This window comes from Anoxybacteroides tepidamans, from assembly GCF_014201465.1.
Taxonomy (GTDB): Bacteria; Bacillota; Bacilli; order Bacillales; family Anoxybacillaceae; genus Anoxybacteroides; species Anoxybacteroides tepidamans.
The window spans coordinates 82452-104071 of the sequence record NZ_JACHEP010000001.1; the positions used below are offsets into that span (position 1 = coordinate 82452).

29 protein-coding genes are annotated in these 21620 nt (G+C 43.4%); 5 read left to right on the top strand and 24 right to left on the bottom strand.

Features of this window, described 5'->3' with window-relative positions; genetic code table 11:
* Nucleotides 1-9: 9 nt before the first annotated feature.
* From HNQ34_RS00385 to HNQ34_RS00405, 5 genes are all read right to left on the bottom strand, one after another.
* On the bottom strand, nucleotides 10-153 hold the full coding sequence (locus HNQ34_RS00385; RefSeq protein WP_183250800.1) for a YjcZ family sporulation protein: 144 nt from the start codon (nucleotides 151-153) through the stop codon (nucleotides 10-12).
* A 43-nt stretch (nucleotides 154-196) separates the two neighbouring features.
* Nucleotides 197-295, bottom strand: coding sequence for a YjcZ family sporulation protein (locus HNQ34_RS00390; protein WP_082063809.1), 99 nt, complete (start codon nucleotides 293-295; stop codon nucleotides 197-199).
* A gap of 297 nt (nucleotides 296-592) precedes the next feature.
* On the bottom strand, nucleotides 593-1525 hold the full coding sequence (gene rarD, locus HNQ34_RS00395; protein ID WP_183250801.1) for an EamA family transporter RarD: 933 nt from the start codon (nucleotides 1523-1525) through the stop codon (nucleotides 593-595).
* A 124-nt stretch (nucleotides 1526-1649) separates the two neighbouring features.
* On the bottom strand, nucleotides 1650-2534 hold the full coding sequence (locus HNQ34_RS00400) for a magnesium transporter CorA family protein (RefSeq protein WP_183250802.1): 885 nt from the start codon (nucleotides 2532-2534) through the stop codon (nucleotides 1650-1652).
* Between the two features lie 58 nt (nucleotides 2535-2592).
* Complete coding sequence (locus HNQ34_RS00405) at nucleotides 2593-3456, bottom strand: cation diffusion facilitator family transporter (protein WP_183250803.1); 864 nt, start codon at nucleotides 3454-3456, stop codon at nucleotides 2593-2595.
* A 415-nt stretch (nucleotides 3457-3871) separates the two neighbouring features.
* Here HNQ34_RS00405 and HNQ34_RS00410 point away from each other — a divergent pair, with 415 nt between their 5' ends.
* Nucleotides 3872-4570, top strand: coding sequence for a class I SAM-dependent methyltransferase (locus HNQ34_RS00410; protein ID WP_183250804.1), 699 nt, complete (start codon nucleotides 3872-3874; stop codon nucleotides 4568-4570).
* A 71-nt stretch (nucleotides 4571-4641) separates the two neighbouring features.
* Nucleotides 4642-4884: a hypothetical protein gene (locus HNQ34_RS00415; RefSeq protein WP_183250805.1), complete on the top strand. Its 243-nt coding sequence runs from the start codon at nucleotides 4642-4644 to the stop codon at nucleotides 4882-4884.
* A gap of 36 nt (nucleotides 4885-4920) precedes the next feature.
* Here the strand turns inward: HNQ34_RS00415 and HNQ34_RS00420 are convergent, their stop codons facing one another.
* From HNQ34_RS00420 to HNQ34_RS00430, 3 genes are all read right to left on the bottom strand, one after another.
* Entirely contained in the window at nucleotides 4921-5778 is an 858-nt protein-coding gene (locus HNQ34_RS00420) for a M15 family metallopeptidase (RefSeq protein WP_281375839.1), read from the bottom strand.
* Nucleotides 5779-5830: 52 nt separating this feature from the next.
* Complete coding sequence (gene deoD, locus HNQ34_RS00425) at nucleotides 5831-6535, bottom strand: purine-nucleoside phosphorylase (protein WP_183250806.1); 705 nt, start codon at nucleotides 6533-6535, stop codon at nucleotides 5831-5833.
* Between the two features lie 245 nt (nucleotides 6536-6780).
* Nucleotides 6781-7167: a hypothetical protein gene (locus HNQ34_RS00430; protein ID WP_183250807.1), complete on the bottom strand. Its 387-nt coding sequence runs from the start codon at nucleotides 7165-7167 to the stop codon at nucleotides 6781-6783.
* 106 nt (nucleotides 7168-7273) lie between these two features.
* Here HNQ34_RS00430 and HNQ34_RS00435 point away from each other — a divergent pair, with 106 nt between their 5' ends.
* Complete coding sequence (locus HNQ34_RS00435; RefSeq protein WP_183250808.1) at nucleotides 7274-7429, top strand: hypothetical protein; 156 nt, start codon at nucleotides 7274-7276, stop codon at nucleotides 7427-7429.
* A gap of 65 nt (nucleotides 7430-7494) precedes the next feature.
* Here the strand turns inward: HNQ34_RS00435 and HNQ34_RS00440 are convergent, their stop codons facing one another.
* From HNQ34_RS00440 to HNQ34_RS00455, 4 genes are all read right to left on the bottom strand, one after another.
* Nucleotides 7495-7644: a hypothetical protein gene (locus HNQ34_RS00440; RefSeq protein WP_183250809.1), complete on the bottom strand. Its 150-nt coding sequence runs from the start codon at nucleotides 7642-7644 to the stop codon at nucleotides 7495-7497.
* 123 nt (nucleotides 7645-7767) lie between these two features.
* Nucleotides 7768-8085, bottom strand: a complete 318-nt coding sequence (locus HNQ34_RS00445; RefSeq protein ID WP_183250810.1) for a YodL domain-containing protein — start codon at nucleotides 8083-8085, stop codon at nucleotides 7768-7770.
* Nucleotides 8086-8203: 118 nt separating this feature from the next.
* Complete coding sequence (locus HNQ34_RS00450) at nucleotides 8204-8968, bottom strand: sporulation protein (protein ID WP_183250811.1); 765 nt, start codon at nucleotides 8966-8968, stop codon at nucleotides 8204-8206.
* Nucleotides 8952-9779, bottom strand: a complete 828-nt coding sequence (locus tag HNQ34_RS00455) for a serine/threonine protein kinase (protein ID WP_183250812.1) — start codon at nucleotides 9777-9779, stop codon at nucleotides 8952-8954. The genes HNQ34_RS00450 and HNQ34_RS00455 overlap by 17 nt, the downstream gene beginning before the upstream one ends.
* A gap of 282 nt (nucleotides 9780-10061) precedes the next feature.
* Between HNQ34_RS00455 and HNQ34_RS00460 the strand changes: the two genes are divergently transcribed.
* Nucleotides 10062-11183: a DUF2515 family protein gene (locus HNQ34_RS00460; RefSeq protein ID WP_183250813.1), complete on the top strand. Its 1122-nt coding sequence runs from the start codon at nucleotides 10062-10064 to the stop codon at nucleotides 11181-11183.
* 35 nt (nucleotides 11184-11218) lie between these two features.
* Here the strand turns inward: HNQ34_RS00460 and HNQ34_RS00465 are convergent, their stop codons facing one another.
* Nucleotides 11219-11395, bottom strand: coding sequence for a YozD family protein (locus HNQ34_RS00465; RefSeq protein WP_183250814.1), 177 nt, complete (start codon nucleotides 11393-11395; stop codon nucleotides 11219-11221).
* 130 nt (nucleotides 11396-11525) lie between these two features.
* Between HNQ34_RS00465 and HNQ34_RS17260 the strand changes: the two genes are divergently transcribed.
* Nucleotides 11526-11651 carry a DUF3930 family protein gene (locus tag HNQ34_RS17260; RefSeq protein ID WP_221277220.1) on the top strand — a complete coding sequence of 42 codons (126 nt, stop codon included), beginning with the start codon at nucleotides 11526-11528 and terminating at the stop codon, nucleotides 11649-11651.
* Here HNQ34_RS17260 and HNQ34_RS00470 read toward each other — a convergent pair.
* The 11 genes from HNQ34_RS00470 to bioB form a co-directional block, all read right to left on the bottom strand.
* Nucleotides 11640-12290, bottom strand: a complete 651-nt coding sequence (locus tag HNQ34_RS00470) for a hypothetical protein (RefSeq protein ID WP_183250815.1) — start codon at nucleotides 12288-12290, stop codon at nucleotides 11640-11642. The two genes, HNQ34_RS17260 and HNQ34_RS00470, sit on opposite strands and share 12 nt — an antisense overlap.
* Before the next feature lie 137 nt (nucleotides 12291-12427).
* A complete protein-coding gene (locus HNQ34_RS00475) occupies nucleotides 12428-12646 on the bottom strand; it encodes a YozE family protein (RefSeq protein WP_183250816.1) in 219 nt (72 codons plus the stop codon).
* 74 nt (nucleotides 12647-12720) lie between these two features.
* Nucleotides 12721-12993: a YokU family protein gene (locus HNQ34_RS00480; RefSeq protein ID WP_183250817.1), complete on the bottom strand. Its 273-nt coding sequence runs from the start codon at nucleotides 12991-12993 to the stop codon at nucleotides 12721-12723.
* Nucleotides 12990-14393 (bottom strand): lysine 2,3-aminomutase, encoded by a 1404-nt coding sequence (kamA, locus tag HNQ34_RS00485; RefSeq protein WP_409978340.1) that lies wholly within the window; start codon nucleotides 14391-14393, stop codon nucleotides 12990-12992. Before kamA ends, HNQ34_RS00480 begins: the two co-directional genes overlap by 4 nt.
* 123 nt (nucleotides 14394-14516) lie before the next feature.
* A complete protein-coding gene (gene ablB, locus HNQ34_RS00490; RefSeq protein ID WP_183250818.1) occupies nucleotides 14517-15356 on the bottom strand; it encodes a putative beta-lysine N-acetyltransferase in 840 nt (279 codons plus the stop codon).
* Between the two features lie 71 nt (nucleotides 15357-15427).
* Nucleotides 15428-16696, bottom strand: coding sequence for a peptidase (locus tag HNQ34_RS00495; protein WP_183250819.1), 1269 nt, complete (start codon nucleotides 16694-16696; stop codon nucleotides 15428-15430).
* 14 nt (nucleotides 16697-16710) lie between these two features.
* Entirely contained in the window at nucleotides 16711-17370 is a 660-nt protein-coding gene (locus HNQ34_RS00500; protein ID WP_183250820.1) for a 3-oxoacid CoA-transferase subunit B, read from the bottom strand.
* Nucleotides 17349-18050 (bottom strand): CoA transferase subunit A, encoded by a 702-nt coding sequence (locus HNQ34_RS00505; RefSeq protein WP_183250821.1) that lies wholly within the window; start codon nucleotides 18048-18050, stop codon nucleotides 17349-17351. Before HNQ34_RS00505 ends, HNQ34_RS00500 begins: the two co-directional genes overlap by 22 nt.
* On the bottom strand, nucleotides 18031-19404 hold the full coding sequence (locus HNQ34_RS00510; protein ID WP_183250822.1) for an aspartate aminotransferase family protein: 1374 nt from the start codon (nucleotides 19402-19404) through the stop codon (nucleotides 18031-18033). The genes HNQ34_RS00505 and HNQ34_RS00510 overlap by 20 nt, the downstream gene beginning before the upstream one ends.
* Before the next feature lie 102 nt (nucleotides 19405-19506).
* Nucleotides 19507-20427, bottom strand: coding sequence for an NAD(P)/FAD-dependent oxidoreductase (locus HNQ34_RS00515; RefSeq protein ID WP_183250823.1), 921 nt, complete (start codon nucleotides 20425-20427; stop codon nucleotides 19507-19509).
* Nucleotides 20428-20536: 109 nt separating this feature from the next.
* Nucleotides 20537-21529, bottom strand: coding sequence for a biotin synthase BioB (bioB, locus tag HNQ34_RS00520; protein WP_183250824.1), 993 nt, complete (start codon nucleotides 21527-21529; stop codon nucleotides 20537-20539).
* Between the last annotated feature and the right edge of the window lie 91 nt (nucleotides 21530-21620).

Genomic DNA, 21620 nt, shown 5'->3' on the forward strand with positions numbered 1-21620 from the left:
TTGTTTACATTAGCACCATGCTGCACCAACGATAATTAACAAGATGAATAAGACGACAATCAGCACGAAACCACGTCCGTGGCCGTATCCGCCATAGCCATAGCCGTAGCCATAACCACCATATCCCAAGCCATATCCATATCCAAATGGCATTCTATACCCCTCCTTTATTTCTGTTTTTGTCATGGTTTGATTATTAATACATCCAACCACCAACAAATGCTGCACCAACAATAATTAACAGAATGAACAAAACAACGATTAACGCAAAGCCACCGCCATAAGCTGCACCCATCTTGAGCACCTCCTTCACTTTTGTACTAGTAGACTATTCATCTAGGGGGGAAATGGTTAGGTATTTTGAAAAAAATAGGTATTTGTTGAACAAAACGTTCATGAACAAGCTTTGCTCGCCACCCAAGCATGAAAATATTCACACACGGATCGTTATTTTCACAAAAAAATGGACCTTCCAAATCGAAGGTCCATCATTTTGTCATGGATGTTGGTGATCTATATATTTTACTGTTATATAACAAACTTAATTAAGATAGTCTTTAACTTTTTGTCATCGCCCCCGAACAAGAGCCTGTTATCTTGCTCCAAATGTGTTGCGTTGCATGAGTTTATGATGCCATCCTTGCATTCGTTTTGTTTTAGAAAATGAAAAAATAATTAGAGCACACCAAATGAAGCTAAAAGCATAAAAATGCGCTTTCGTAAATGTTTCGCGAAAAAGAAATACCCCTAACACTAAGCTTAACGTCGGAGAAATGTATTGCAGAAACCCGAGCATCGTTAACGAAATTCGCTTCGTTCCTTTCGCAAAATATAATAGTGGCAAAGCAGTTGCTGGGCCTGCACCGATCAAAAGGAGCGCTTGCCATATAGAAAGTGAAAGGGTCGCGGAATAATGACTATATAAAAAAATAAGATAAACAAGCGATAATGGTGTGACGATCATCGTTTCCAATGTAAGGCCGATCGCTGAGTCAAATGATGCCAGCTTTTTCGTTAAGCCATAAAAACCGAACGACAGCGCCAGCGATAAGGCGATCCAAGGAAACTTTCCATATTGAAACGTGATGATCAAAACGCCTAAAAAAGCTAACAGAAACGAAATCCACTGCCATATGTTTAAACGCTCTTTCAACACAATCATTCCTAAAACAACGCTAATTAAAGGGTTAATGTAATAACCTAAACTCGCCTCGACGATATGCCCGTGATTCACGGCCCATATGTAAATAAACCAGTTGACGCTAATTAAACAGGCAGAAGCAATAACGCCACCCGCTAACTTTGGATGTTTGACCATCTCAAGAAGCTGTTCTCGACATAGTTGTGTTTGCTTAGTCATGGCTAACAACACGATCATAAAAACAAACGACCAAACGATGCGATGCGCCAAAATTTCAGCAGCCGTGTGGTGATCTAGCAATTTCCAATACAGCGGCAAAATTCCCCATATTAAATAAGCGACGACGGTGTAGATGACACCTATTTTTTCGTCATGTCCTTTCATGTCTGTATCCCCTTTGTTTTCCAAATTGCAGTAGTTTCATTATAAAACGTTTTTGCTGCTTTTCCAAGAAAAAACACATGTTGAAAAAAACAGTCGTTTCCTTTTTTATACTTGGCGTTCGTTTCTATTTCCCCCACCACCCTTTTTTCTTAAAATAAAGCGCAACGGAAATCCCTAATCCCGCCATTAATCCTAGTGCGTACGCATATCCATATGTCCATGTCAGTTCGGGCATGATTTCAAAATTCATTCCGTACACTCCAGCGACAAATGTCATCGGCATAAAAATGACGCTTACTAACGTTAATGTTTTCATAATGACATTCATATGGTCGGATTTAAGTGAAAGCTGCAAGTCAAAAATGCTGGATAACGTTTCTTTAAACGTATCGAGTGCCGCGGTAATTCGGGAAAAACGGCTTGTAATATCTTGAATGTACAGGCGGACATCTTCAGTCATATACGGAAATTCAGGATGATGAACCGATTTCATCATTTCTTCTTGCGCTTCGGCGATTTGCCGCAGTTCATGAATTTTTACTTTCCATCGATATACGCTATGGCCGATGTCATTTTCAAACGGTGTTTGAAACACTTGTTTTTCAAGTGTTTGAATATGATTGGCTATGTCATCAACGATATGTAAAAAGTGGAAAGTGATTACATTTAAAAATTGATACAAGATAAAGCTAGGATGGGAAGCATGTTCTGGGTGATGGTTCAGCTTCTCCCTAATATCCTCAATAATCCGTTCCTCTTCTTTCGTATAACTAATGACTTGTTGTGCAGTTATGATCAATTGCAGACGGCCTGTTTGCCAATCATCGCGAATAAAAGCAAGCGAAACGAACACACACTCATCATACACATCAATTTTTGGAAAATCATTCTCGGACAAAAGCGCGTCTTTGGCTAACGGGTGAAGCTGTATTTGTTCGATAAGCGACTGCAGTTCATTTTTTGTTTGTTCCGTAAAATGAATCCAGCGAATTTTTGTTTGTGTTAACATCCACTATTTCCTTTCTCTCATCACTATTTATCTATAGTATGAAAAAAACCTCAATCGTTTATGAGCGATTAAGGTTTTGGTCCGGTTCAATATGGACATGCGTCGTTTCGACATGATGTTGTTGTTTCATCATTCGCTCTACTTCATCAGCAATTTCATGGCTTTTTGCGACGGTTAAATCCGCATCGACGCAGATGGTGACATCGAGAATCACTTGATTTCCTACCATTCGCGCCTTTACATCTGATACGTGTTTTACTCCTTCGATCGCTGCGATTTCCTGCTCATATGTAGTCAAGGCCTGTTCATCAAATCCATCCGTTAACATATGCGACGTTTCCGAAAAAATATGCCAAGCTGTTTTGCAAATCATAATGCCAATGAGAAACGCTGCTAACGGATCAAGCCAAAAAATATGCAATTGTGCACCTACAACGCCGATGACAGTCCCGATGCTGACAAGCGCATCGGATAAATGGTCTTTCGCCGCCGCCGCAAGCGCTTGGCTGTTCACACGCTCGGAAAGCCGTTTATTAAACCAATATACCCCTAACATCATAAATGCAGAAAACACCCCAGCCCATGCCGCGACCCATTGCGGCGCTTCATCACGTTCACCGTTAAAGAGCGACAACGCTCCTTTTCCAACAACATCTAACCCGATCGACATCATAATAAAGGCGGCGATGAGCGATGAAATATTTTCGGCGCGTGAATGGCCATACGGATGATTATGATCTCTCGGCTTTTGGGCAATTTTGATCCCGAATAAAATCGCCACTGAGGCAACGATATCACTGAAGTTGTTCCATCCGTCAGCTGTCACCCCATCCGAATTTGCCATATAACCAATGATTAGTTTTATAATCGCTAAGCTAATATAGCTGGCGATACTCACCCAAGCCCCTATTTCTGGTTTCATTCATTTCACGAAACTCGCGCAAGGTAGCCCCTGCCGAAAGAGTGGGAGGAATTGCGCCTTGCACCTTACGCAAGTTTCATTCCCTCCTTTCGATACGTGTATCCATCCAATCGTTGAATGAGACGAATATGTGTCATGACATCTAAACGCGCGTTCTGTTTCCAACCTTGGTCTGGTCAACATGGGGCATTCAAGCCCACGACTTGAGTCGTTGGGTTATTGACCCTTACTTTACCGGTTTGCATGTATTAGTTTATCAGCATATCATCGTGTGGGTCTATAGCAACAAAGTTGACATATGGAACGACTATAGAATCAGACAAAATTTTTCTTATTAACGGAACTTTATTGCCTAAGGGCAAAACGAAACCCGCTTGCATAAATTATGGAAAAGGAAAAATTGGAGGACAGAAAATTGACCACATATCTTGATGTATTAGCGGAATTAGGGATCGATGGTGCCCACCCAGGGGGATTTTTGTTAACAAAATATATATTACGTAAACTAAAAATAAAACAAACAACCCATCTTCTTGACGTTGGTTGTGGTACTGGGCAGACAGCTACTTATATCTCTGAAAAATACGGTGCAAACGTAACAGCCATTGATATTCATCCGAAAATGCTTGAGAAAGCGAGAGCTCGATTCTCTTCGTTATCCCGCCCTGTTCATCTGCACAATGCCTCGGTTGAATCGTTGCCATTTCCAGCTGAACAATTTGATGCGATATTATGTGAATCCGTTTTATCCTTTGTCATCTTGCCAAAAGCTTTACAAGAAATATATCGCGTGTTAAAACCGCATGGAAAACTCATTGGCATAGAAGCCGCATATTCGCAATTAACAGAAAACGAAAAGAAAGAAATTGCTTCTTTTTATCGATTCCGCCAGCTGCTGACACCGAAAGAATGGAGTGCCCATTTATCCAATCATGGATTTCATGGGATTGAAATCGCTTATTGTTCTACAAAACAACGTCCCGTTTCACAAACGCCATTTACGATTACTTCGACTCTTTCCGAAGAAATGTTAGCGATTTTGAACAGACATGAATATATGAAAAAACGATACGGAAAACAGCTCGGTTATTGCATATTTTCATGTAAAAAGTAGACATCGGTACAAACCTCTTTTTTTTTCGACACATACGCTATACATATAGCAAAGAAAAAGGAGGGACATACATGTCGCAACGATGGTACGATGTTTGTTGCCGTTACCATGGTCAAATCGTCCGCATTCACGATCGTTTTGGCAACGTGCATATAGGCCGGATTACACACGTCACACCAAACCGAGTATATATTGTGCCTGTCGGTCAGAAAAAACTTGGTGGATTCGGTTACGGCTACATCGGATGGCGCTTCGGCTACGGGATTGCACTCGCAGCAATTATCGGAATTACATTAATCGGATTATTTTGGTAAAAAGGTGGCCAGCTTTTTTGCTAGCCACCGATGACTTCATATTTTTTTTACGATTTGGAAATATTCTTCAAGCGTAATGCCTTTTTCAAAAATCACTTTTGCCGCTTTTTTGCCGACATACCGTAAATGCCATGGCTCGTATTGGTAGCCGGTGATTGCTTCTTTTCCTTTCGGGTAGCGAATGATAAAGCCGTATTCATAAGCGTGAGCCGCTACCCATTTTCCTTCTTTTGTATCACCAAATGCGGCTGTAAGACCATTTTTAGCACTTGGACTTGAAATGTCGACAGCTAACCCCGTTTGATGTTCGCTCTGCCCTGGAATCGCAACAACATGAATCGCTTTTTCTTTTCCACTTTTTTTCACTTCTTCATCAAACAACTCTTTTTGCCGTTCGTACGACCGATATCCTGACACGGCGACTAACTGAATGCCGACTTGACGGGCAGAGGCAAACAATTGCTCAAGCGCTTTAGCTGCTTCTAGGCGCATATACCGTTTTTCGACATTCGTTTCGGAAAACGAAAACGGTACGTTCGGAACGACTAAATCGCTCGGTTTATAAGTTGCCGGCAAGTTTTGTTCCTTATTGACAAGCGCTAAAATATTCGCTGGATTCATAATCACTTTTATTCCATTTTGCACTTCAACAACGTTCCAATATTTCGATTCCAACAGCAAATCCGAATCAACCGCCGCTTCCGTTCTCGGCTCGTTGTTCGGGTTTTGGACAACGTTCGGCTGCTCAGTCAGTTGCTTCGTTTCCGTTTGTTCATTAGATCGTTCGGTTTGTCTTTGCACTGTTAACGGCTTTTGAGGCTGCAAATTTTCTTGAATGGGCGCGCAGCCGGCAACGAGGTAGAACGTGGCGATCGTTAGAAATGTGCGTTTCATCATGTTCACCTTACTTTAAACACCCTTGGCTTCCCCAAGGGTGTTTTTGTTTTTACACGCGAATCGCAGCTTCTAAAGCGACTTCGATCATCTCGTTAAACGTCGTTTGCCGCTCTTGGGCTGTCGTTTCTTCTCCTGTTAAAATATGATCGCTTACCGTTAACACCGAAAGCGCTTTACGGCCAAATTTTGCGGCTAATGTGTAGAGAGCTGCCGTTTCCATTTCCACCGCCAGTACACCGTAGCGCGCCCATTTTTCAAATTCGGCATTTTCATTGTAGAACATATCTGCAGTAAATACGTTTCCTACCTTTAATTGCAACTCTTTTTCAACGCCGACTTCATAAGCTGTCCGCAATAAATCAAAATTTGCTGTTGGCGCGTAATCAACTCCCCCAAATGTGAGGCGGTTCATTTGTGAGTCGGTGGAAGCGCTCATTGCTAAAATGACATCACGCACTTTCACGTCTTTTTGAATGGCGCCGCACGTACCGACACGAATCAACGTTTGTACGTTATAGCTTTGTATTAATTCATTGACATAAATTGAAATTGATGGAACTCCCATTCCTGTTCCTTGGACAGAAATTCGCTGCCCTTTATATGTACCGGTAAATCCTAGCATACCGCGCACGCGATTATAGCAAGTCGCCCCTTCTAAAAACGTTTCTGCAATATATTGAGCCCGGAGCGGATCGCCTGGCAATAAAATTTTATTGGCAATCTCATGCTCTTTCGCTTCGATATGAATGCTCATCAACAGTCCTCCAATCTTATTTCACAGTGTGGATTCCCTTTCTCATTGTACTCTCTTTATCGTTTATATACAATGGGTTAAATGTTTAAACAAAGGAGACAATACTTAGAGGGACATCGTGAAGCACATGCTGGAACAAACGGTTGAATACGCCAATAAAACCACCCCGTCATCTCGCACAACTCAACAGCCGGCAAGTTCGAAAAAGGAAAAACAAAAATTTTAAGGGAGAATCGCTCTCCCTTTTAAGAAGTTTTGGAATGATAATGATCATCCCGCCGTGAGGCTAAATATTTTTGTTTAATATATAACACTTTCTTATCTGCGCTTGTTGTATATTTTTTCGCTTTTTTCTCTCGTTTAGCAATCCATACACTCACTAACGCATAGACCGGCAGCAAAAGCTGGATGGCTCCAAAATATACATAAAAGAGTTGCTTTCCATAAAGCGAGATGTTGGCAAGCATATAATAGGAAACGGCGATGATTGCGGCAATTGCCAACACATTGACGGCATGCAAAACCGGAATTTTTCTGCGACGATTGAATCTTCGCTCGATTTCTGCTTTTGCATACAATGAAGCTACCGTTAACACCACTCCAAGAAACGTAGAAACAATCAATGCCGTCATGGTCGATAACCCCTTTCTTGATTGGAATATCCCAAAAATACTCATCGATAACGGAATGCAAATGGCGCATACTAACTAACGATAAATTATGAAGGAGGAACGAACGATGGGCAAAAAACATCGCAACCGCGTTAATAGCCAGAAAAAGAATAATCATATTCCAAAAGAAGCGCTGCTTTCGGAAGATGCTGCTCATGCGAAAGAATATTCCGCAACAGGGCGAAAAAACGGACCGGGACATCACGACAATACAGAAAACTAGTCGAAGCGCAGTAAAGCAATCAGCATTGATACGCAACAAACCCTTGTTTCAACAAGGGTTTGTTTTTATGACGATGAATCGACTTCATCGAACGATAATGTAACTACTTTCGTATACTCTCCGCGAGCGATTTCTTCTTTCGACGCCTTTTGATTTAATTCTTCATCATCATCAATTCCTGGCGCAATGGTTGGAAATTCATGTTGTTTTTGCAAATGCTCGCCCCCTTTCTCTTTCTATCCATTCCCTTGTGCGCCCGAAACTATTCGATTTTTTCTTCATTGTATCATACTCTTCTAATAAACAAAATAAATTATTTTGAATTTTCTAATTTTTTATTAACGAATGTGGAGGCGATTGATTTTTTTCCATCCTTCGGAACATAGTTTGTAATACGTTTGTCCGTGCACTCCTTCATCGATCAGCACGATGTCTCCTGTGCTGACATAGCGTGCTTTATAATCTTTTGGACGCAAATCAGCCACGTTAAACATGCGGTAAATTGTAGATAACACTTCGTCATGCATAGAAGCCGCCATCGTTAACCGATACACTTGTTCATATCCTTTCACCTGTCCAAACATTGGAGTTTGAAATAAGGTGACATCATACGTCTGCTTTGTTTTTAGCATTTTTTTCACGAAAAGATAAGCCATCGACATCCTCTCCTTTTAATCGTTTTTTACAACATATTAGCGTTTTTCGATGTCGATTCCTTTAGCAAAATCACAGTTGTTTTGTCGAACAAAAAAAGATTGGGAAAATCCCCAATCTTTAGCAGTATGATTGAATGAGACCGGAAAGCTTTTGCGACAACTGCGGAATGTCTGCGCTTGTGATACGAAAACGAATGTGCGATTCGTCCAAATCGAGCGCTTCTGCTAATAAGCTGCTTAAACCGCGGGCGCGGCGGTCGATTTGCATAAAAACGTCCACTTCTTCTTTAGAAACCGGGAGAAACACGATTTCCACTTCATCGAGCTTTCCACGAAACAGGCCTCTTTTTGGCACATACTCAAACTCTTGCACAAATGGAAGGCGGTGATGCCATGAAGCCTTTTTGCATTCTGCTTCATGAAGGCGAAAACCGAGCGTTTCCATTGCCGCCAGCACGGCGTTCATCACAGGAGTCGGTTCGACCCGGATATAATCTTGATCCGTCGGGTCGAGCGCTTGTTTAATATCTAACCCGGTATGAAGCCACACTTTTGTTTTTCCAACGGAAATCGGCGTATCAATCGGGAGCATAAACCGAAACGGGATCCGCTTTTTTTCATGAACACTGATCGTCAACTTGTCCGTCACTTTCCATTTTCCAATGAGTGCATGGCCTGTCGTTTTTCGATCATCGACTTCCACCGTATACGTTGCATACAGCGACACGTAAATATGGTCAATTTCTTGCTCAATATGCCCACCGGTGATTTCGATGACCCCTTCAACTTCATCGCCGGCCATCAACCGCTCAGATACGAGTTTGGCATCTACTTTAGCAGCACCGATTCCGATGCTTGCCAACATTTTATGAAACAACGACATCTTTTTTCATCCCCTTCTTTTCAAGCATGTGATCGACATCTCTCATCAACTCGTCAACATCGTGATACGGCGAGGTGATTTGCAGCATTTTCTGCAAGATCGAACGAGCCTCGTCAGAAATGCTCAGTTCTTCTTCCCAGCTTCTCTCTTCGTCTGTTTTTGGTTCATACGAAGAATACAGCAAAAACAGCAGAAAATGCCCTAACGCATACAGGTCACTTTTTACATCAATTTGACGGCGCAGCTTTTTTTCAAGCACGTACGTTTCAAGATGTGGGACTTGTTCGTGGAGAAAGCGGGCTAATCCAAAATCGATGACATATACACGGCCATCTCTCAGCAAAATATTCGGAATGCGCAAATCCCGATGAACAATTCCCTTTTTGTGAATATATTCGACAACAGCTAATACGTCTTTTAGCAGCTGAAATGCTTCTTTTTCAGTATACGTTTTTCCTTTTTCAAAAATCAGCGACTCGACTGTATCGCCGTCGATGTATTCCATGACGAGGTGAGGCACGCCGTGTTCCGTAAATGTTTCATATAGCGCAGGGATTTGCGGATGTTCGAGCTGCTTCAAAATGTTCGCCTCTCGTTCGAACGACTCCATCCTTTTTTTTCGCTTCATTTTTCGCATTTGTTTGACAACAACTTGCTTATTTGTCCGCAAATCAGTGGCCAAATACGTAATTCCATAGCTTCCTATGCCAAGTTCATACAAAATTTGATAGTAGCCGTGCAAAATTGTGCCTTTTTTACAGCGTCGCTCGAATAAGTGCTCAATGACTGGACAAAAATAAGAAAAACGCATCGTTAACTACCGAAAAAGCTTGAAAAAAAGCTACTTCTATGATGTTTCTTTTTATAATGTCCGTGACCGTAATGCGAAGGATGAACGTGTTTAGAATACTTTGAGTAATGGTCGCTGCTCGTGTAATGCGGTTTATGATAACGGTGGCGCGAGAGGTTTTCTTTTATAATCGCCTTTATAATTTTTTTTAACATGTTCATCGCTCCTTTTGTGATTAATTACTTAATATATACGTAAAAGGATGATTAGGGTTTCAAAAATTTTTTAAGGAGACATTCATTTATGACCATTTTTGACCGTCTTCTATTTCAGCTTTCCCATCCGATTCAGTCGTTCTATCGGTATTGGCTGTACCGCCACTCGATTCCGATCGTTTCGCCATCTACGTTAAAACAGCTATGCCGACAATGGGAACACCACGAACGAAAACAACTACTGACAGCTGAAGAACGGCGCATTGTTGCTTCCATTCAACAACAAACCGAACAGTTCAACCGCGATAACGTCACGCGTACAGAGGCTTACTTCTCCTTTTTTCAACGCTGTCCGGAAGTGCATTGGGCGTTTTTGGCGCATCTTGTGTCACGCAACGGCGGCTGGAATATGACGGACTTAAAAGGAAGCCTTATTCCATCGATCATAGCGAGTGAACAAATCCAACCGTTGTTTTTATTTTTAGAACGGGCCAATGTCCTCATTTTTCATGACGCCTATCCACAGCTTCTTTTATACGAAGAAAGTAAACGGCGAAAGAAAAAATTATTTGATTTGTTGCCTTGTTTTTCGGTTTCTTCGTTTATGAAGCCGTTTTGGGAGCTTTTTTATGAAACAAACGATGCGCCATTATTGACGGTAGCGCTCATCATAAATGAACAGCAATACATTCAGCAAAACGTCGTCAAAGATCCTTTTTTCCAGCAACATGTCATCGCGACCTTTCCGTTTTTATGCCAACAATGGCTCGGGTTTAATGATGTGCTTATTCCTTATAAAAGCGGCCGCCACATTCACTTAACCGGCATTACCGTCCGTGATTTTGCCGACGTTTCGCACCGTATAGAAGTTGGCAAAGCACTTTACGGCATGTTGTTTTATCGAAAACCGCTTTTTCGGCACGTCTACCACTTTGCGCGACAAACGAAACATAGCGGATCGCGCGCTGATTTTTGGCCGCACGTTTTTTCAACGGAAAAAACAAATGAAGGAATGCACCTATACAGTCCGCGGCTTTACGACGCTTGGCCTGCAATCATTCATCGCTTTCCTGACCGGCGCGATTGGTTTTGCGACATGTCGATCGTGCAGGAAATCGAAACGATTCCTTTTATGACGAATCCTGATATGACCCGCCATTATGAGCGAAATTTAGAAACATTGCGCGCAATCGCGTCAGTCACCAATTAAAAAACGACGAGCAACTCTCGTCGTTCCAGCCTTCCTTATTCCTCGCCCTCGAGTTCTTCGTCAATAATGCATTTTTCGATTAAGTAATCGAATGTAATATCCGCAATCTCCTCAAGTTCGATTCGCGACGGAACAAAACCGCGGCGAATAAGTTCAAAGTAAAAAAATTCTGCAATTTCTTCCGTATCAATGACGACTTCGATTTCTTTCATCATATCGCCCCCTTTGTAATTGTTTTATGTGCTATGCAACCGATTTATGTCAAAAGAATTTTTTCATTCGTATGTATGCAAAAAAAGAACCGTTCATACATTAGAAATAACGAAACAAGGGGGGATGGCCATGAATAAAGTCGATGAAAGCATCGACAACGTAATGGAATCAGTTACTAACATTATGTTCATCATCATTGTTTTCCTTGGAATACCTTATTTTTTCTATTTGTTAGTGCAGTTTTTACGATGGTAAGTTTTTCTTATGGACAAGCTTCTGCAAATTTATTAATGTCATTTCCATCATTTGCTTGTATTGCTCATCGCCGAACCACTCATATAATCGTTGATAATCGTTATACATATCTAGTAACCGATCAATCGATTCATCATCTATCGGTGGAGCAGGAAGCAACTGCAGAAGAGAGAACGGCTCATGTTTACCGATATACCTTAACAATGCAACATCTTGCAAAACAATGACCGACGTTTCTTCAGAAGACGCGATGGAAATGACGTCCTCGACATTCGCCTCAATTTCTAATCCGTCCGTTAACCGCTTTAACTCATAAACAATTTCTTCCCATCCCTCATCATGATAGCGGTATATTTCTGTCCGCACCCCAATAATTTTAAAAACATCGTTTTCATAGTTTTTCACTCGAACAAGCTCACCAAGAAAAAATGGAAATTCGATTTCAATTTCTTCCGTAATCCATACATCTCCAGAAAATTCAGATAATAACACCAACGAATGTTCCATAAATAAGCTTTGACTATGATTGATTTCATACAAAAACATGCCGTCAACATGTTGAATATCTGTAATTGTTCCGACCGTTCCATACAGCGTGTTGACCACCACATCACCGAGCGAAAATTTTGGCCCTTTCATCTCTTTTTCCCCTCCTTTCAAATATTGGTTAGTAAATTATATGCAAATCAAAACAAGTGGACACCGGTTGTTGGATGAATGTGCGCAAATCTTATGTTAGCGCTTTCAAAAAAGAGAGAGCGTTCTCGCTTGAACGCTTACGCTTCTTGCAAAAAACGCTCCCATACCTCATCAAAGATCGACATGTTTTCTAAATAATCGCCATTCATTTCTAAATAACGGCTAATTTCGTCATAATCAGCTGAACTTTTCGGAAAGCTATGATCATGATAAACACTATTGGCAAATCGGACAAACGGATCGTCTTTTTTACCATCACGAAACTTAAGCAAATAGTGATAAAACGAACGCATCATTTCTTCCCCATCCTTTTTGTCATTCTCTGTTGTTTGTCATTTTAATCCGTTTTTTAATGTTTGTGAAGGGGTATTTACCTAAAGTAGTTTCGCTTTAATCGACGCGGCTCGTTCATCAGTTCTTCGTACGTGATCGTTTTCGCTAAATGTGTTGTATCAATGAGAAAGAGCTGATCTTCAATTGCTTCGGCGACCGCTTCCTCCTGATACACCATGCCGCATTCAGCGCATGAAATACTTGGTGTACCAGTAATTTTAATGGCGCGAAGCCCATCAGGAAGCTCCCAATAAACGGTTTGTCGTGTGACTGTCACTTGTGGAGAGTCGCACCAAAAACATGTTGTCATTCGCTCTTCATCTCCGTTCCATCGATTTTTTTCAACATGGCTTGATATTTTTTCTCTTTCCATTCATCTCGTTTTTCACGCAAATCTTTCAACGATTTATGGTTCGGATCCGCTTCGTACATTTTTCGCCGTTCGATGCGGTCGAGCCCTTCCGGGACAATCGCGAACTTCGTTTCATTAGCAATCGCAGCGATTCCGATTGTTGATTGTTTTTGATCAAAATCTGGGAAAATTTCTTTAAAATACGCTTCCGCACGATTCGGGACATAATCTTTTGGCTCCGGATAAAACGTAATCACACCTTCGAAATTGCGTAAAATGACTTTTTCCGGTGTTTGCGAAATCAAATAGTTTGGCTGCAGCGCTATTTTCCCTCCGCCTCTTGGGGCATCGACGACAAACGTTGGGATTGCATAGCCAGACGTATGTCCGCGCAACCCTTCAATAATTTCTAGCCCTTTCGACACAGGGGCGCGGAAATGGCTAATGCCTTCGGATAAGTCACACTGATAAATATAATACGGGCGGACGCGCATTTTCACTAAATCGTGCATCAGCTTTTTCATGATCGGGACACTGTCGTTAATTCCAGCTAAAATCACCGCTTGATTTCCGACCGGAACGCCGGCATTGACGAGCATCTCGCACGCCCGCTTCGACTCTTCCGTAATTTCAATCGACGTATTAAAGTGAGTGTTGAGCCAAATCGGATGATACTTTTTCAAAATGTTGCACAAATTTTCCGTAATCCGCTGAGGAAAAACAACAGGAGCTCTCGTGCCGATGCGAATAATTTCTACATGAGGAATAGCGCGCAATTTTTTCAAAATATATTCTAAAATTTGATCGTTCACTAATAACGCGTCCCCGCCCGATAATAAAACGTCGCGCACTTGCGGAGTTTGCGCAATGTATTCAATTGCTGCATCGAGCTGTTTTTTAGGCACTCCCATCCCAACTTGCCCGGAAAAACGTCTTCTCGTACAGTAGCGGCAATACATCGAGCATTGATTCGTAATTAAAAAAAGCACACGGTCAGGATAGCGGTGGGTCAACCCTGGAACGGGCGAATCTTCGTCTTCATGGAGCGGATCTTCTAAATCGTATTTCGTTTTATATTGTTCTTTCGCAACTGGTACAGACTGCATGCGGATCGGGCAACGAGGATCATCAGGATTCATTAATGAAGCGTAATACGGAGTGATATTGAGCGGGATCGTTTTCGCCGATAACTTGACTCCTTCTTCTTCTTCCGGTGTTAAATGAATGACCTTTTTTAAATCATCTAACGTTCGAATCGTGTTCGTTAACTGCCAAAACCAGTCGTTCCATTGCTCCGCTGTAACGTCTTTCCAAAGTTCAATTTCCTTCCAATGACGTTTTGGACGATATACACTCATATACAGCAAATCCCCTTTCTTTACAATATATGCAGACAAAACATTTATAGATGGACGAATATCGTTTTATCAACATATCTAGCAGTGTTATTACCATATTTATTCAAAATGGCAAAAAAGGCATCATGCACTCGATAAATCTTTTACCCATATATTCATATCTTCTAAATCACTAAAAATATAGCAGTTATTCGTCAACCTGCCGCTATAACGGTAGCCGAGCTGATAAAAAGCAGTATTCATCCCATACGATTGAGCGCGGGCAAGGGAGTACACACAAAAAACCCCTTGTCTCTTTAACTCTTGTTCTAGATGGCGCAGTAAATATTTCATCAGTCCGTGTTGGCGATGAGCAGGCAATGTCACGCAATCGGTCAATTCCGCGTTATAGTATGTTTCGTTCACTTCCGCAGAGGCAGCGCTAACAATTTGACCGTCATACTCGATCACATAAAACATCGCTCCTTTTTTTAATATGCTTTCTACGTATGAAAGGTCGTACAACGGTGAAGGATAAACCGCAAAGATCGAACGGTAGAGATTCACTAACGCAGCCGCATCGGCTTTTTGCGCTTTTCTCATATCATATCCCGCCGGAAGCGGAGGCAAAGAAAAGATTCGCGGCTTCATTTGAACCAAGGCGATCATTTGATCTTCCATGCACACATTTTGACTCGTCTTTCGTTCTGGTTGAAAATAACACGTAAGAAAATGGGCATCGCTTCCGTTGAAATAGCCTTGAATCCATCCTTCATATTGAAATCCTCTTTCAATGAATAATGACAAATGTTCGTATCTTGCTTTAATGATTAGCTTCGTATATCCCTTTTGTTGAGCAGTATGTTTGATATAATCAATAAACGCCGGCACATGTCCTCGGTAATCTTCGACCCGCAGCCGCTCATTAAAATCATCAAAAATAACGGAAGCAACAAATCGTTCTTCGTGAATAAACTGGTCCATTTCTTTTCCTCCTCACTACAGAGAAGAAAAGCCTAACCCCTTCGTTAGGCTCCTTCTGCTCTACGTATCGTTCAATTGTCAATTCCACACCAATCCATCATCATTAACGCAATCATTTCTGCCGCTTCTAACACACGGTCAATTTCGATATATTCATTTGGATAATGGGCCACTGCGGTCGTTCCCGGCCCAAACACAACAGTTGGAATTGCTCCAACTCGCGTAAGAAGCCCGCCATCCGTTCCCCAAGGAGCGGCCTCGATGATCGGATCCACTCCTTTTACTTGGCGATATGCCTGGGTGAGAGCATACAGCAGCGGATGGGTTGTTTCGACAGAACTCGGCAGCCATTGCGCGCCAAACCATTCAAGTTCGATCGTATTTGTCCGAAACCATTCGTCGCGTTCATGGAGGGAGCGAACCACTTCTTCCATTTCTCGTTTCGCCTGCTCGATCGTTTCGTTTGGAGCCACGCCCATTCTTCCTTCTAAAATGACACAATCCGGCACGGACGAAGGCCACGTTCCTCCGCGAATCGTTCCGACATTGATCGGAATCGGGATCGGAACATGCTGGTATAACAGATCGTCTATCCGCTTGTTTCGTTCTGTTTCCAATTGTTGAATGCGTTCAAACACGATCCATGCCTTTTCGATGGCACTTACTCCTTCATAGCGGGTACCGCCGTGCGCTGATTTTCCGTAAACAGTAAGGCGAAACCAAAGAGAACCTTGCTGCTTCGGAAATAGTTTCATATCGGTCGGCTCCGGGATGATCGCACCGTCTGCCCGATATCCCCGTAAAATGGCCGCTAGTGTGCCGGCACCGCCGCTTTCTTCTTCAATCACACTTTGAAAAATAACATCTCCTTTTAAACGAATGCCGAGCGACTGCAGCGCCTCGATCGCTAAAAGAAGCGATACCGTTCCCCCTTTCATATCCGAAGCGCCGCGGCCATATAGTTTCCCGTCTTTGACCATGCCGCTGTATGGGTCGGCCTCCCACTGTTTAACATCCCCTTCTGGAACGACATCAATATGGCTGTTCAAAATAAGCGAGCGGCCTCCTCCTGTCCCTTTCCATACTGCGACAACATTCGGGCTATTGTGAAATGTCATGCGTGTCGAAACAAAATACGGATGCTCTTTCAGCTTCTCGATTTCCGGTTCCCATATATCAAGCTGCAATCGCAACTGGCGGCATTTTTCAACGATAATCGCCTGTGCTGTCGCTTCGTTTACTTGGGTGCTTGCCTCTTGGACAAGTCGTCTTAACAGTTCAATGCACGCTTTTTTCTGCTTTACAAGCCAAAGATGAAGTTTATTTTGAATGTGTTCCAACTCGTTCCCCCCTTCTATTCGATGCACTTTAACATGTTGGAGATACGTAACGGCGCGGCAGTATGGGAAATAACATCTTTCACATCATACGGAACCATGATCTCCGTTAATAAAAGCCCTTCGTCTGTCACTTCCATAACCGCCCGATCGGTGATGATCAAATCAACGCAACGGCTAGCCGTTAACGGCAGAGAACATGTGGAGACGATTTTCGGTTCGCCGTCTTTGTTAACATGGCTCATCACGACAATGACTTTTTTTGTTTTTTGCGCCAGCTCCATCCCGCCGCCGACTCCCGGTACGCGTTTTCCCGGAACTAGCCAATTAGCCAAATCCCCTTGTTCGCTTACTTGTAATCCTCCAAGTACCGTGACATCGATCAACCCTTTGCGAATCATTGCAAAAGCGGTGGCGCTGTCAAAATAGGAAGCACCGCTTACGACCGTGACCGGATAACCGGCTGCATTGCAAAGGTTCGCATCTTCTTCCCCTTTTGCTGGACTTTTTCCGATTCCAAGGACGCCATTTTCTGCTTGAAACAAAATACGCCTGTTGCGCAAAAAATTCGGAATAAGTGACGGAATGCCGATGCCAAGATTGACAATCATTCCGTCTATTAACTCTTGTGCTGCACGTTTCGCGATCCGTTCTCTTACTCCCAAATCCATTTCCAATTCACCCCATAACTTTGCACAATATAGTGGACAAACACACCCGGCGTAACAATTTCTTCCGGATCGAGCTCGCCAAGCGGCACGATTTCTTCCACTTCCGCAATCGTCATCACCCCTGCCATCGCGACAAGCGGGTTCGTGTTGCGGGCGCTTTTGTCATAAATTAAATTGCCGAACGGATCGGCTTTTTTCGCATATACAAGGGAAATATCTGCGGTAAGCGGGAGTTCCAAAAGAAAACGCTTTCCATCTACTTCGATCGTCTGTTTCCCTTTCGCCAGCCATTCATGGTTGACACCAATATCGACAAGAATGCCTCCTAATCCGGCTCCGCCTGCACGAATCCGCTCAACAAGAACACCTTGCGGGCAAAATTCCACCTCGAGCGTTCCTTCGTGTAATCGCTTGCCTGCAATCGGATTGGATCCGATATGGGACACGATCGCTTTTTTTACTCTCCCTTGGCTGACTAACGGTCCGACACCAATATGAGGGAAAGCCGTGTCATTGCAAATAAGCGTCAACTGTTGCACGCCTTTATCGAAAATCGCTTGCAAAAGAGACGGCGGAGAACCGACACCACCAAATCCTCCGACCATCAATGAACAGCCGTCCGTAATTTTTTCAACCGCTTGTTCGATGGAAATGATTTTTCCGTATTCATTTCTGACTTTTGTCATGGCGATCATTCCTTTTCATCTCATTCGGAAGATGTTGTTCAATGCGCGAAAACGTGCGTTCAAGCAGTTCCGCTAATTCGTCGATTTGAGCACGCTCAATGGTGAGCGGTGGAGCGATGATAATCGCCGCCCCATCTTTTCCGTTTCCTGAGGCGGATGGATAGACGAGCAATCCATGTTCTTGCGCTGTTGCGACGACGGTATCCGTAAACGCAAGATCGCTCGGAATCATCGCTTTCGTGTTCGGAGTCACAAATTCGATACCTAGCAGCAACCCTTTGCCGCGCACATCTCCAATCCAAGCAAACTTCTTTTGTAAAGCTTGCAGTTTCGTAAATAAATAGCTTCCCATTTCGTGAGCGTGTTGAACAAGGTTATGTTTGTCAATGTATTGAAGCACCGCTAACGCTACGGCTGCTGAGAGAGGATTTGCGCTTAATGTATGCCCGCTCATGATCACTCCTGAACCGTTTAAAATCGGTTCCATGACGCGCTCGCTCGCCAGCGTCGCCGCAATCGGTGTATAGCCTGCTCCTAATCCTTTTCCGAGCGTGACGATGTCGGCCTGTACATTCCAATGGTCAAGCCCCATCATTTTCCCTGTCCGGCCAAGTCCGGTCATTATTTCATCGGCAATCAATAAAATCTCATGCCGCCGGCAAATGTCGCGAATGCGCTCATAATATCCGTCCGGTGGTGTCATCGCTGCCCCTGCTGCTCCGATAATCGGTTCGGCAATAAAAGCGGCAATATGCTCAGCACCGATGCGGACAATCGCCTCTTCTAGTTCGTCAGCGCAGCGCCACTGGCAAGATGGAAACGTCAAATGATATGGACAACGAAAGCAATAAGGCGGAGAAACAATTGGGAAATCTTCGAGCAAGGGAACGAACCGCGCCCTTCTTGCCGGATGGCCGGACATTGACAGCGCCCCGAGCGTAATGCCGTGGTAACTTAACCATCGCGATAAAATTTTATTTTTTCCTTTTCTGCCTTGCTCTTGCCAATATTGAATGGCGATTTTCATCGCTGTTTCCGTTGCTTCAGAGCCGCTATTGACAAAAAATGTCCAATACTGAGTGTCACGATCGATTCGCTGGCTTAACGTTTCTGCCAGCATTTCCGCCGCTTCATTTGTAAACTGGGAGCGATAGACGAACGCCACTTTAGACGCTTGTTTGCTCATCGCCTTGATCACTTCTTGGACGCCATGACCGAGATTGGCGGTTACCGCTCCGGAACAGCCGTCAACATATTTTTTTCCGTTCGTATCATATACATATATTCCTTTAGCGAATTTGACAGTCGGATACGTGCGGTGAAGATGCGGTTTAATGAGATATGTGTGCGCCATTCGCCGCTTCCCTCCTTTTCTTTCTCTGTATTGAGATAGTATGCGCGAAAAAACTTTTTCATGAAAAGAAACCGCACTTCCTTCGTTAACAAAAAAGCGAGCCTAGTCCAATAGGTTCGCTTTTTCTGCCATAATGCTTTTATGAATCCAAATAGCCGCTTGTGCCCCTTCTCCCATCGCGATGGCAACTTGTTCGGAATGAACGCCGATGTCGCCGGCGGCCCATACGTTCGTTATGTTCGTTTGTTTCGTTCTCGCATCGGTCGGAATATGTTTATTTTCAAGCCGCTCGACACCGAGTTGTTTTGCTAAATCAGTGTTCACTTGATTATGTCCAAACGCAATAAATCCTCGTTCTCCAGTAATGACCGTTCCGCTTTGTAAGCGAACGCCGCAAAAAAGCGACTCTTCCTTGACTAACACCGATTCAATCGGTTGGCGTATATAACGAATACCTCGCTCTCGTAATTGCTGCATCATACCGGCATGCAATTCTTCACCGTCGTGGTTGACGTACGTAATATCGTTTGTCCAATATAATAGCGTCAGCGCCATATTCGCTCCTGTTTTTCCTGCTCCAAGCACAATCACTTTTTTGTTCGTCACTTCGTACCCATCACAATCCGGACAAACATAAATGCTTATTCCTAAACACGGAATGAGATTTTCGATGGACGGAATGCGGTCTTTCACGCCGGTTGCCAATAAAATTCGTTTCGCTTCATACGTTTGTCCACTTTTTCCCGTAAGTTGAAACTGTTCTTCTTTTTTGCAGACGGCTACTACTTCATCATGGATAAAGCGAACGTTTAGTTTCTCCGCTTGTTGTCTCCCGCACGCCCGCAACGTTTCCCCGCTCACTCCATCCGACCAGCCAAGCAAATTATGATAGGCGCGGCAAAGCGTCGAACGGCCGTCATTTGCATCGATGACAAGAATGCGATGACGATAGCGGCCGAGCTGAATGGCTGCTTGCAGCCCGGCAATTCCGCCCCCAACAATAATGCATTCATAGACTTCCATCTTTCCACTTCCTTCATCATATCGTTCTTTTTTATTGTCGTTCATCGCTTCAATTTTGATTCATAAAACAAAAAACTGCCTCCAGTGAATCGGAGACAGTTTTAGTTGCCTAACAAACCGGTTGTGGATGAGCGAAATCAATTTCAAAGCCGAGATCCTCAAGCATCCGGTAATCTTCAGATTTTTCTTGGCCGGCCGTTGTTAAGTAGTCGCCGACGAAAATCGAATTCGCCGCATATAAACCGAGCGGCTGAAGCGAGCGCAAATTCACTTCGCGTCCGCCGGAAATGCGAATTTCTTTTGTCGGATTAATGTAGCGGAACAATGCCAACACTTTTAAACAGTAGCGCGGATCGAGTTCATTTGTGCCCGCAAGCGGCGTGCCGTCGATCGCATGCAAAAAGTTGACCGGAATGGAATCGGCATCGAGCACTTTTAAGCTGCGTGCCATATTGATGACATCTTGCTTCGTTTCTTTCATGCCGATAATGACGCCCGAACACGGAGAAATGCCCGCCTGCTTGACCGTTTCGACTGTTCGGACGCGGTCATCATATGTATGCGATGTCGTAATGGTCGGGTGGTGTTCTTTTGATGTATTAATATTATGGTTGTAACGGTCGACGCCGGCTTCTTTTAAGCGAGCAGCTTGTTCCGGTTTTAAAATGCCTAAACATGCGCATACTTTTAATCCGAACCGTTCTTTAATTTCTTTCACTGCTGAAACGACGGTGTCAATTTCTTTCTCGCTCGGACCGCGGCCGCTGGCGACAATACAGTATGTGCCAACTTGCAGGCGATACGCCTCTTCCGCCCCGCGAATAAGCGTGTCTTTATCCACCATTTTATACGTTTTAACAGACGCTGTTGAAATGGATGACTGCGAACAATAACCACAGTTTTCGGGACATAGCCCTGATTTAGCGTTAATAATCATGTTTAACTTCACTTTGTTGCCGAAGTACGCTCGGCGAATGTTATAAGCCCCTTGCATCAATAGAAGCAGCTCGTCATCTGGACAATCTAAAATCGCCTCCGCTTCTTCGTTTGTAATTTCTTCTCCTGCAAGAACACGGTCGGCTAATGCTAACCAATCTGACATCATGCCTCTCCCCCTCGTGTCAACATATTTTTTCATCACTTTCGTCCTTCGACTCCCCGTCTCCGCACGTGTGATTACATTTATCGTATGG

Bases quoted from the DNA above. Each gene is read 5' to 3' on its own strand.
- ablB (WP_183250818.1), bottom strand. From the start codon at position 15,356: ATGGACCAGTTTATTCACGAAGAACGATTTGTTGCTTCCGTTATTTTT.
- HNQ34_RS00465 (WP_183250814.1), bottom strand. From the start codon at position 11,395: ATGAAAGAAATCGAAGTCGTCATTGATACGGAAGAAATTGCAGAATTT.
- rarD (WP_183250801.1), bottom strand. From the start codon at position 1,525: ATGAAAGGACATGACGAAAAAATAGGTGTCATCTACACCGTCGTCGCT.
- HNQ34_RS00420 (WP_281375839.1), bottom strand. From the start codon at position 5,778: ATGAAACGCACATTTCTAACGATCGCCACGTTCTACCTCGTTGCCGGC.
- deoD (WP_183250806.1), bottom strand. From the start codon at position 6,535: ATGAGCATTCATATCGAAGCGAAAGAGCATGAGATTGCCAATAAAATT.
- HNQ34_RS00505 (WP_183250821.1), bottom strand. From the start codon at position 18,050: ATGACAAAAGTCAGAAATGAATACGGAAAAATCATTTCCATCGAACAA.
- HNQ34_RS00445 (WP_183250810.1), bottom strand. From the start codon at position 8,085: ATGGCTTATCTTTTCGTGAAAAAAATGCTAAAAACAAAGCAGACGTAT.
- HNQ34_RS00515 (WP_183250823.1), bottom strand. From the start codon at position 20,427: ATGGAAGTCTATGAATGCATTATTGTTGGGGGCGGAATTGCCGGGCTG.
- HNQ34_RS00430 (WP_183250807.1), bottom strand. From the start codon at position 7,167: ATGACGGCATTGATTGTTTCTACGTTTCTTGGAGTGGTGTTAACGGTA.
- HNQ34_RS00405 (WP_183250803.1), bottom strand. From the start codon at position 3,456: ATGAAACCAGAAATAGGGGCTTGGGTGAGTATCGCCAGCTATATTAGC.
- HNQ34_RS00450 (WP_183250811.1), bottom strand. From the start codon at position 8,968: ATGTCGTTGTTTCATAAAATGTTGGCAAGCATCGGAATCGGTGCTGCT.
- HNQ34_RS00400 (WP_183250802.1), bottom strand. From the start codon at position 2,534: ATGTTAACACAAACAAAAATTCGCTGGATTCATTTTACGGAACAAACA.
- HNQ34_RS00475 (WP_183250816.1), bottom strand. From the start codon at position 12,646: ATGATGCGTTCGTTTTATCACTATTTGCTTAAGTTTCGTGATGGTAAA.
- HNQ34_RS17260 (WP_221277220.1), top strand. From the start codon at position 11,526: ATGAATAAAGTCGATGAAAGCATCGACAACGTAATGGAATCAGTTACT.
- bioB (WP_183250824.1), bottom strand. From the start codon at position 21,529: ATGTCAGATTGGTTAGCATTAGCCGACCGTGTTCTTGCAGGAGAAGAA.
- HNQ34_RS00510 (WP_183250822.1), bottom strand. From the start codon at position 19,404: ATGGCGCACACATATCTCATTAAACCGCATCTTCACCGCACGTATCCG.
- HNQ34_RS00470 (WP_183250815.1), bottom strand. From the start codon at position 12,290: ATGAAAGGGCCAAAATTTTCGCTCGGTGATGTGGTGGTCAACACGCTG.
- HNQ34_RS00480 (WP_183250817.1), bottom strand. From the start codon at position 12,993: ATGACAACATGTTTTTGGTGCGACTCTCCACAAGTGACAGTCACACGA.
- HNQ34_RS00390 (WP_082063809.1), bottom strand. From the start codon at position 295: ATGGGTGCAGCTTATGGCGGTGGCTTTGCGTTAATCGTTGTTTTGTTC.
- HNQ34_RS00415 (WP_183250805.1), top strand. From the start codon at position 4,642: ATGTCGCAACGATGGTACGATGTTTGTTGCCGTTACCATGGTCAAATC.
- HNQ34_RS00460 (WP_183250813.1), top strand. From the start codon at position 10,062: ATGACCATTTTTGACCGTCTTCTATTTCAGCTTTCCCATCCGATTCAG.
- HNQ34_RS00455 (WP_183250812.1), bottom strand. From the start codon at position 9,779: ATGCGTTTTTCTTATTTTTGTCCAGTCATTGAGCACTTATTCGAGCGA.
- HNQ34_RS00385 (WP_183250800.1), bottom strand. From the start codon at position 153: ATGCCATTTGGATATGGATATGGCTTGGGATATGGTGGTTATGGCTAC.
- HNQ34_RS00435 (WP_183250808.1), top strand. From the start codon at position 7,274: ATGGGCAAAAAACATCGCAACCGCGTTAATAGCCAGAAAAAGAATAAT.
- kamA (WP_409978340.1), bottom strand. From the start codon at position 14,393: ATGAGTGTATATCGTCCAAAACGTCATTGGAAGGAAATTGAACTTTGG.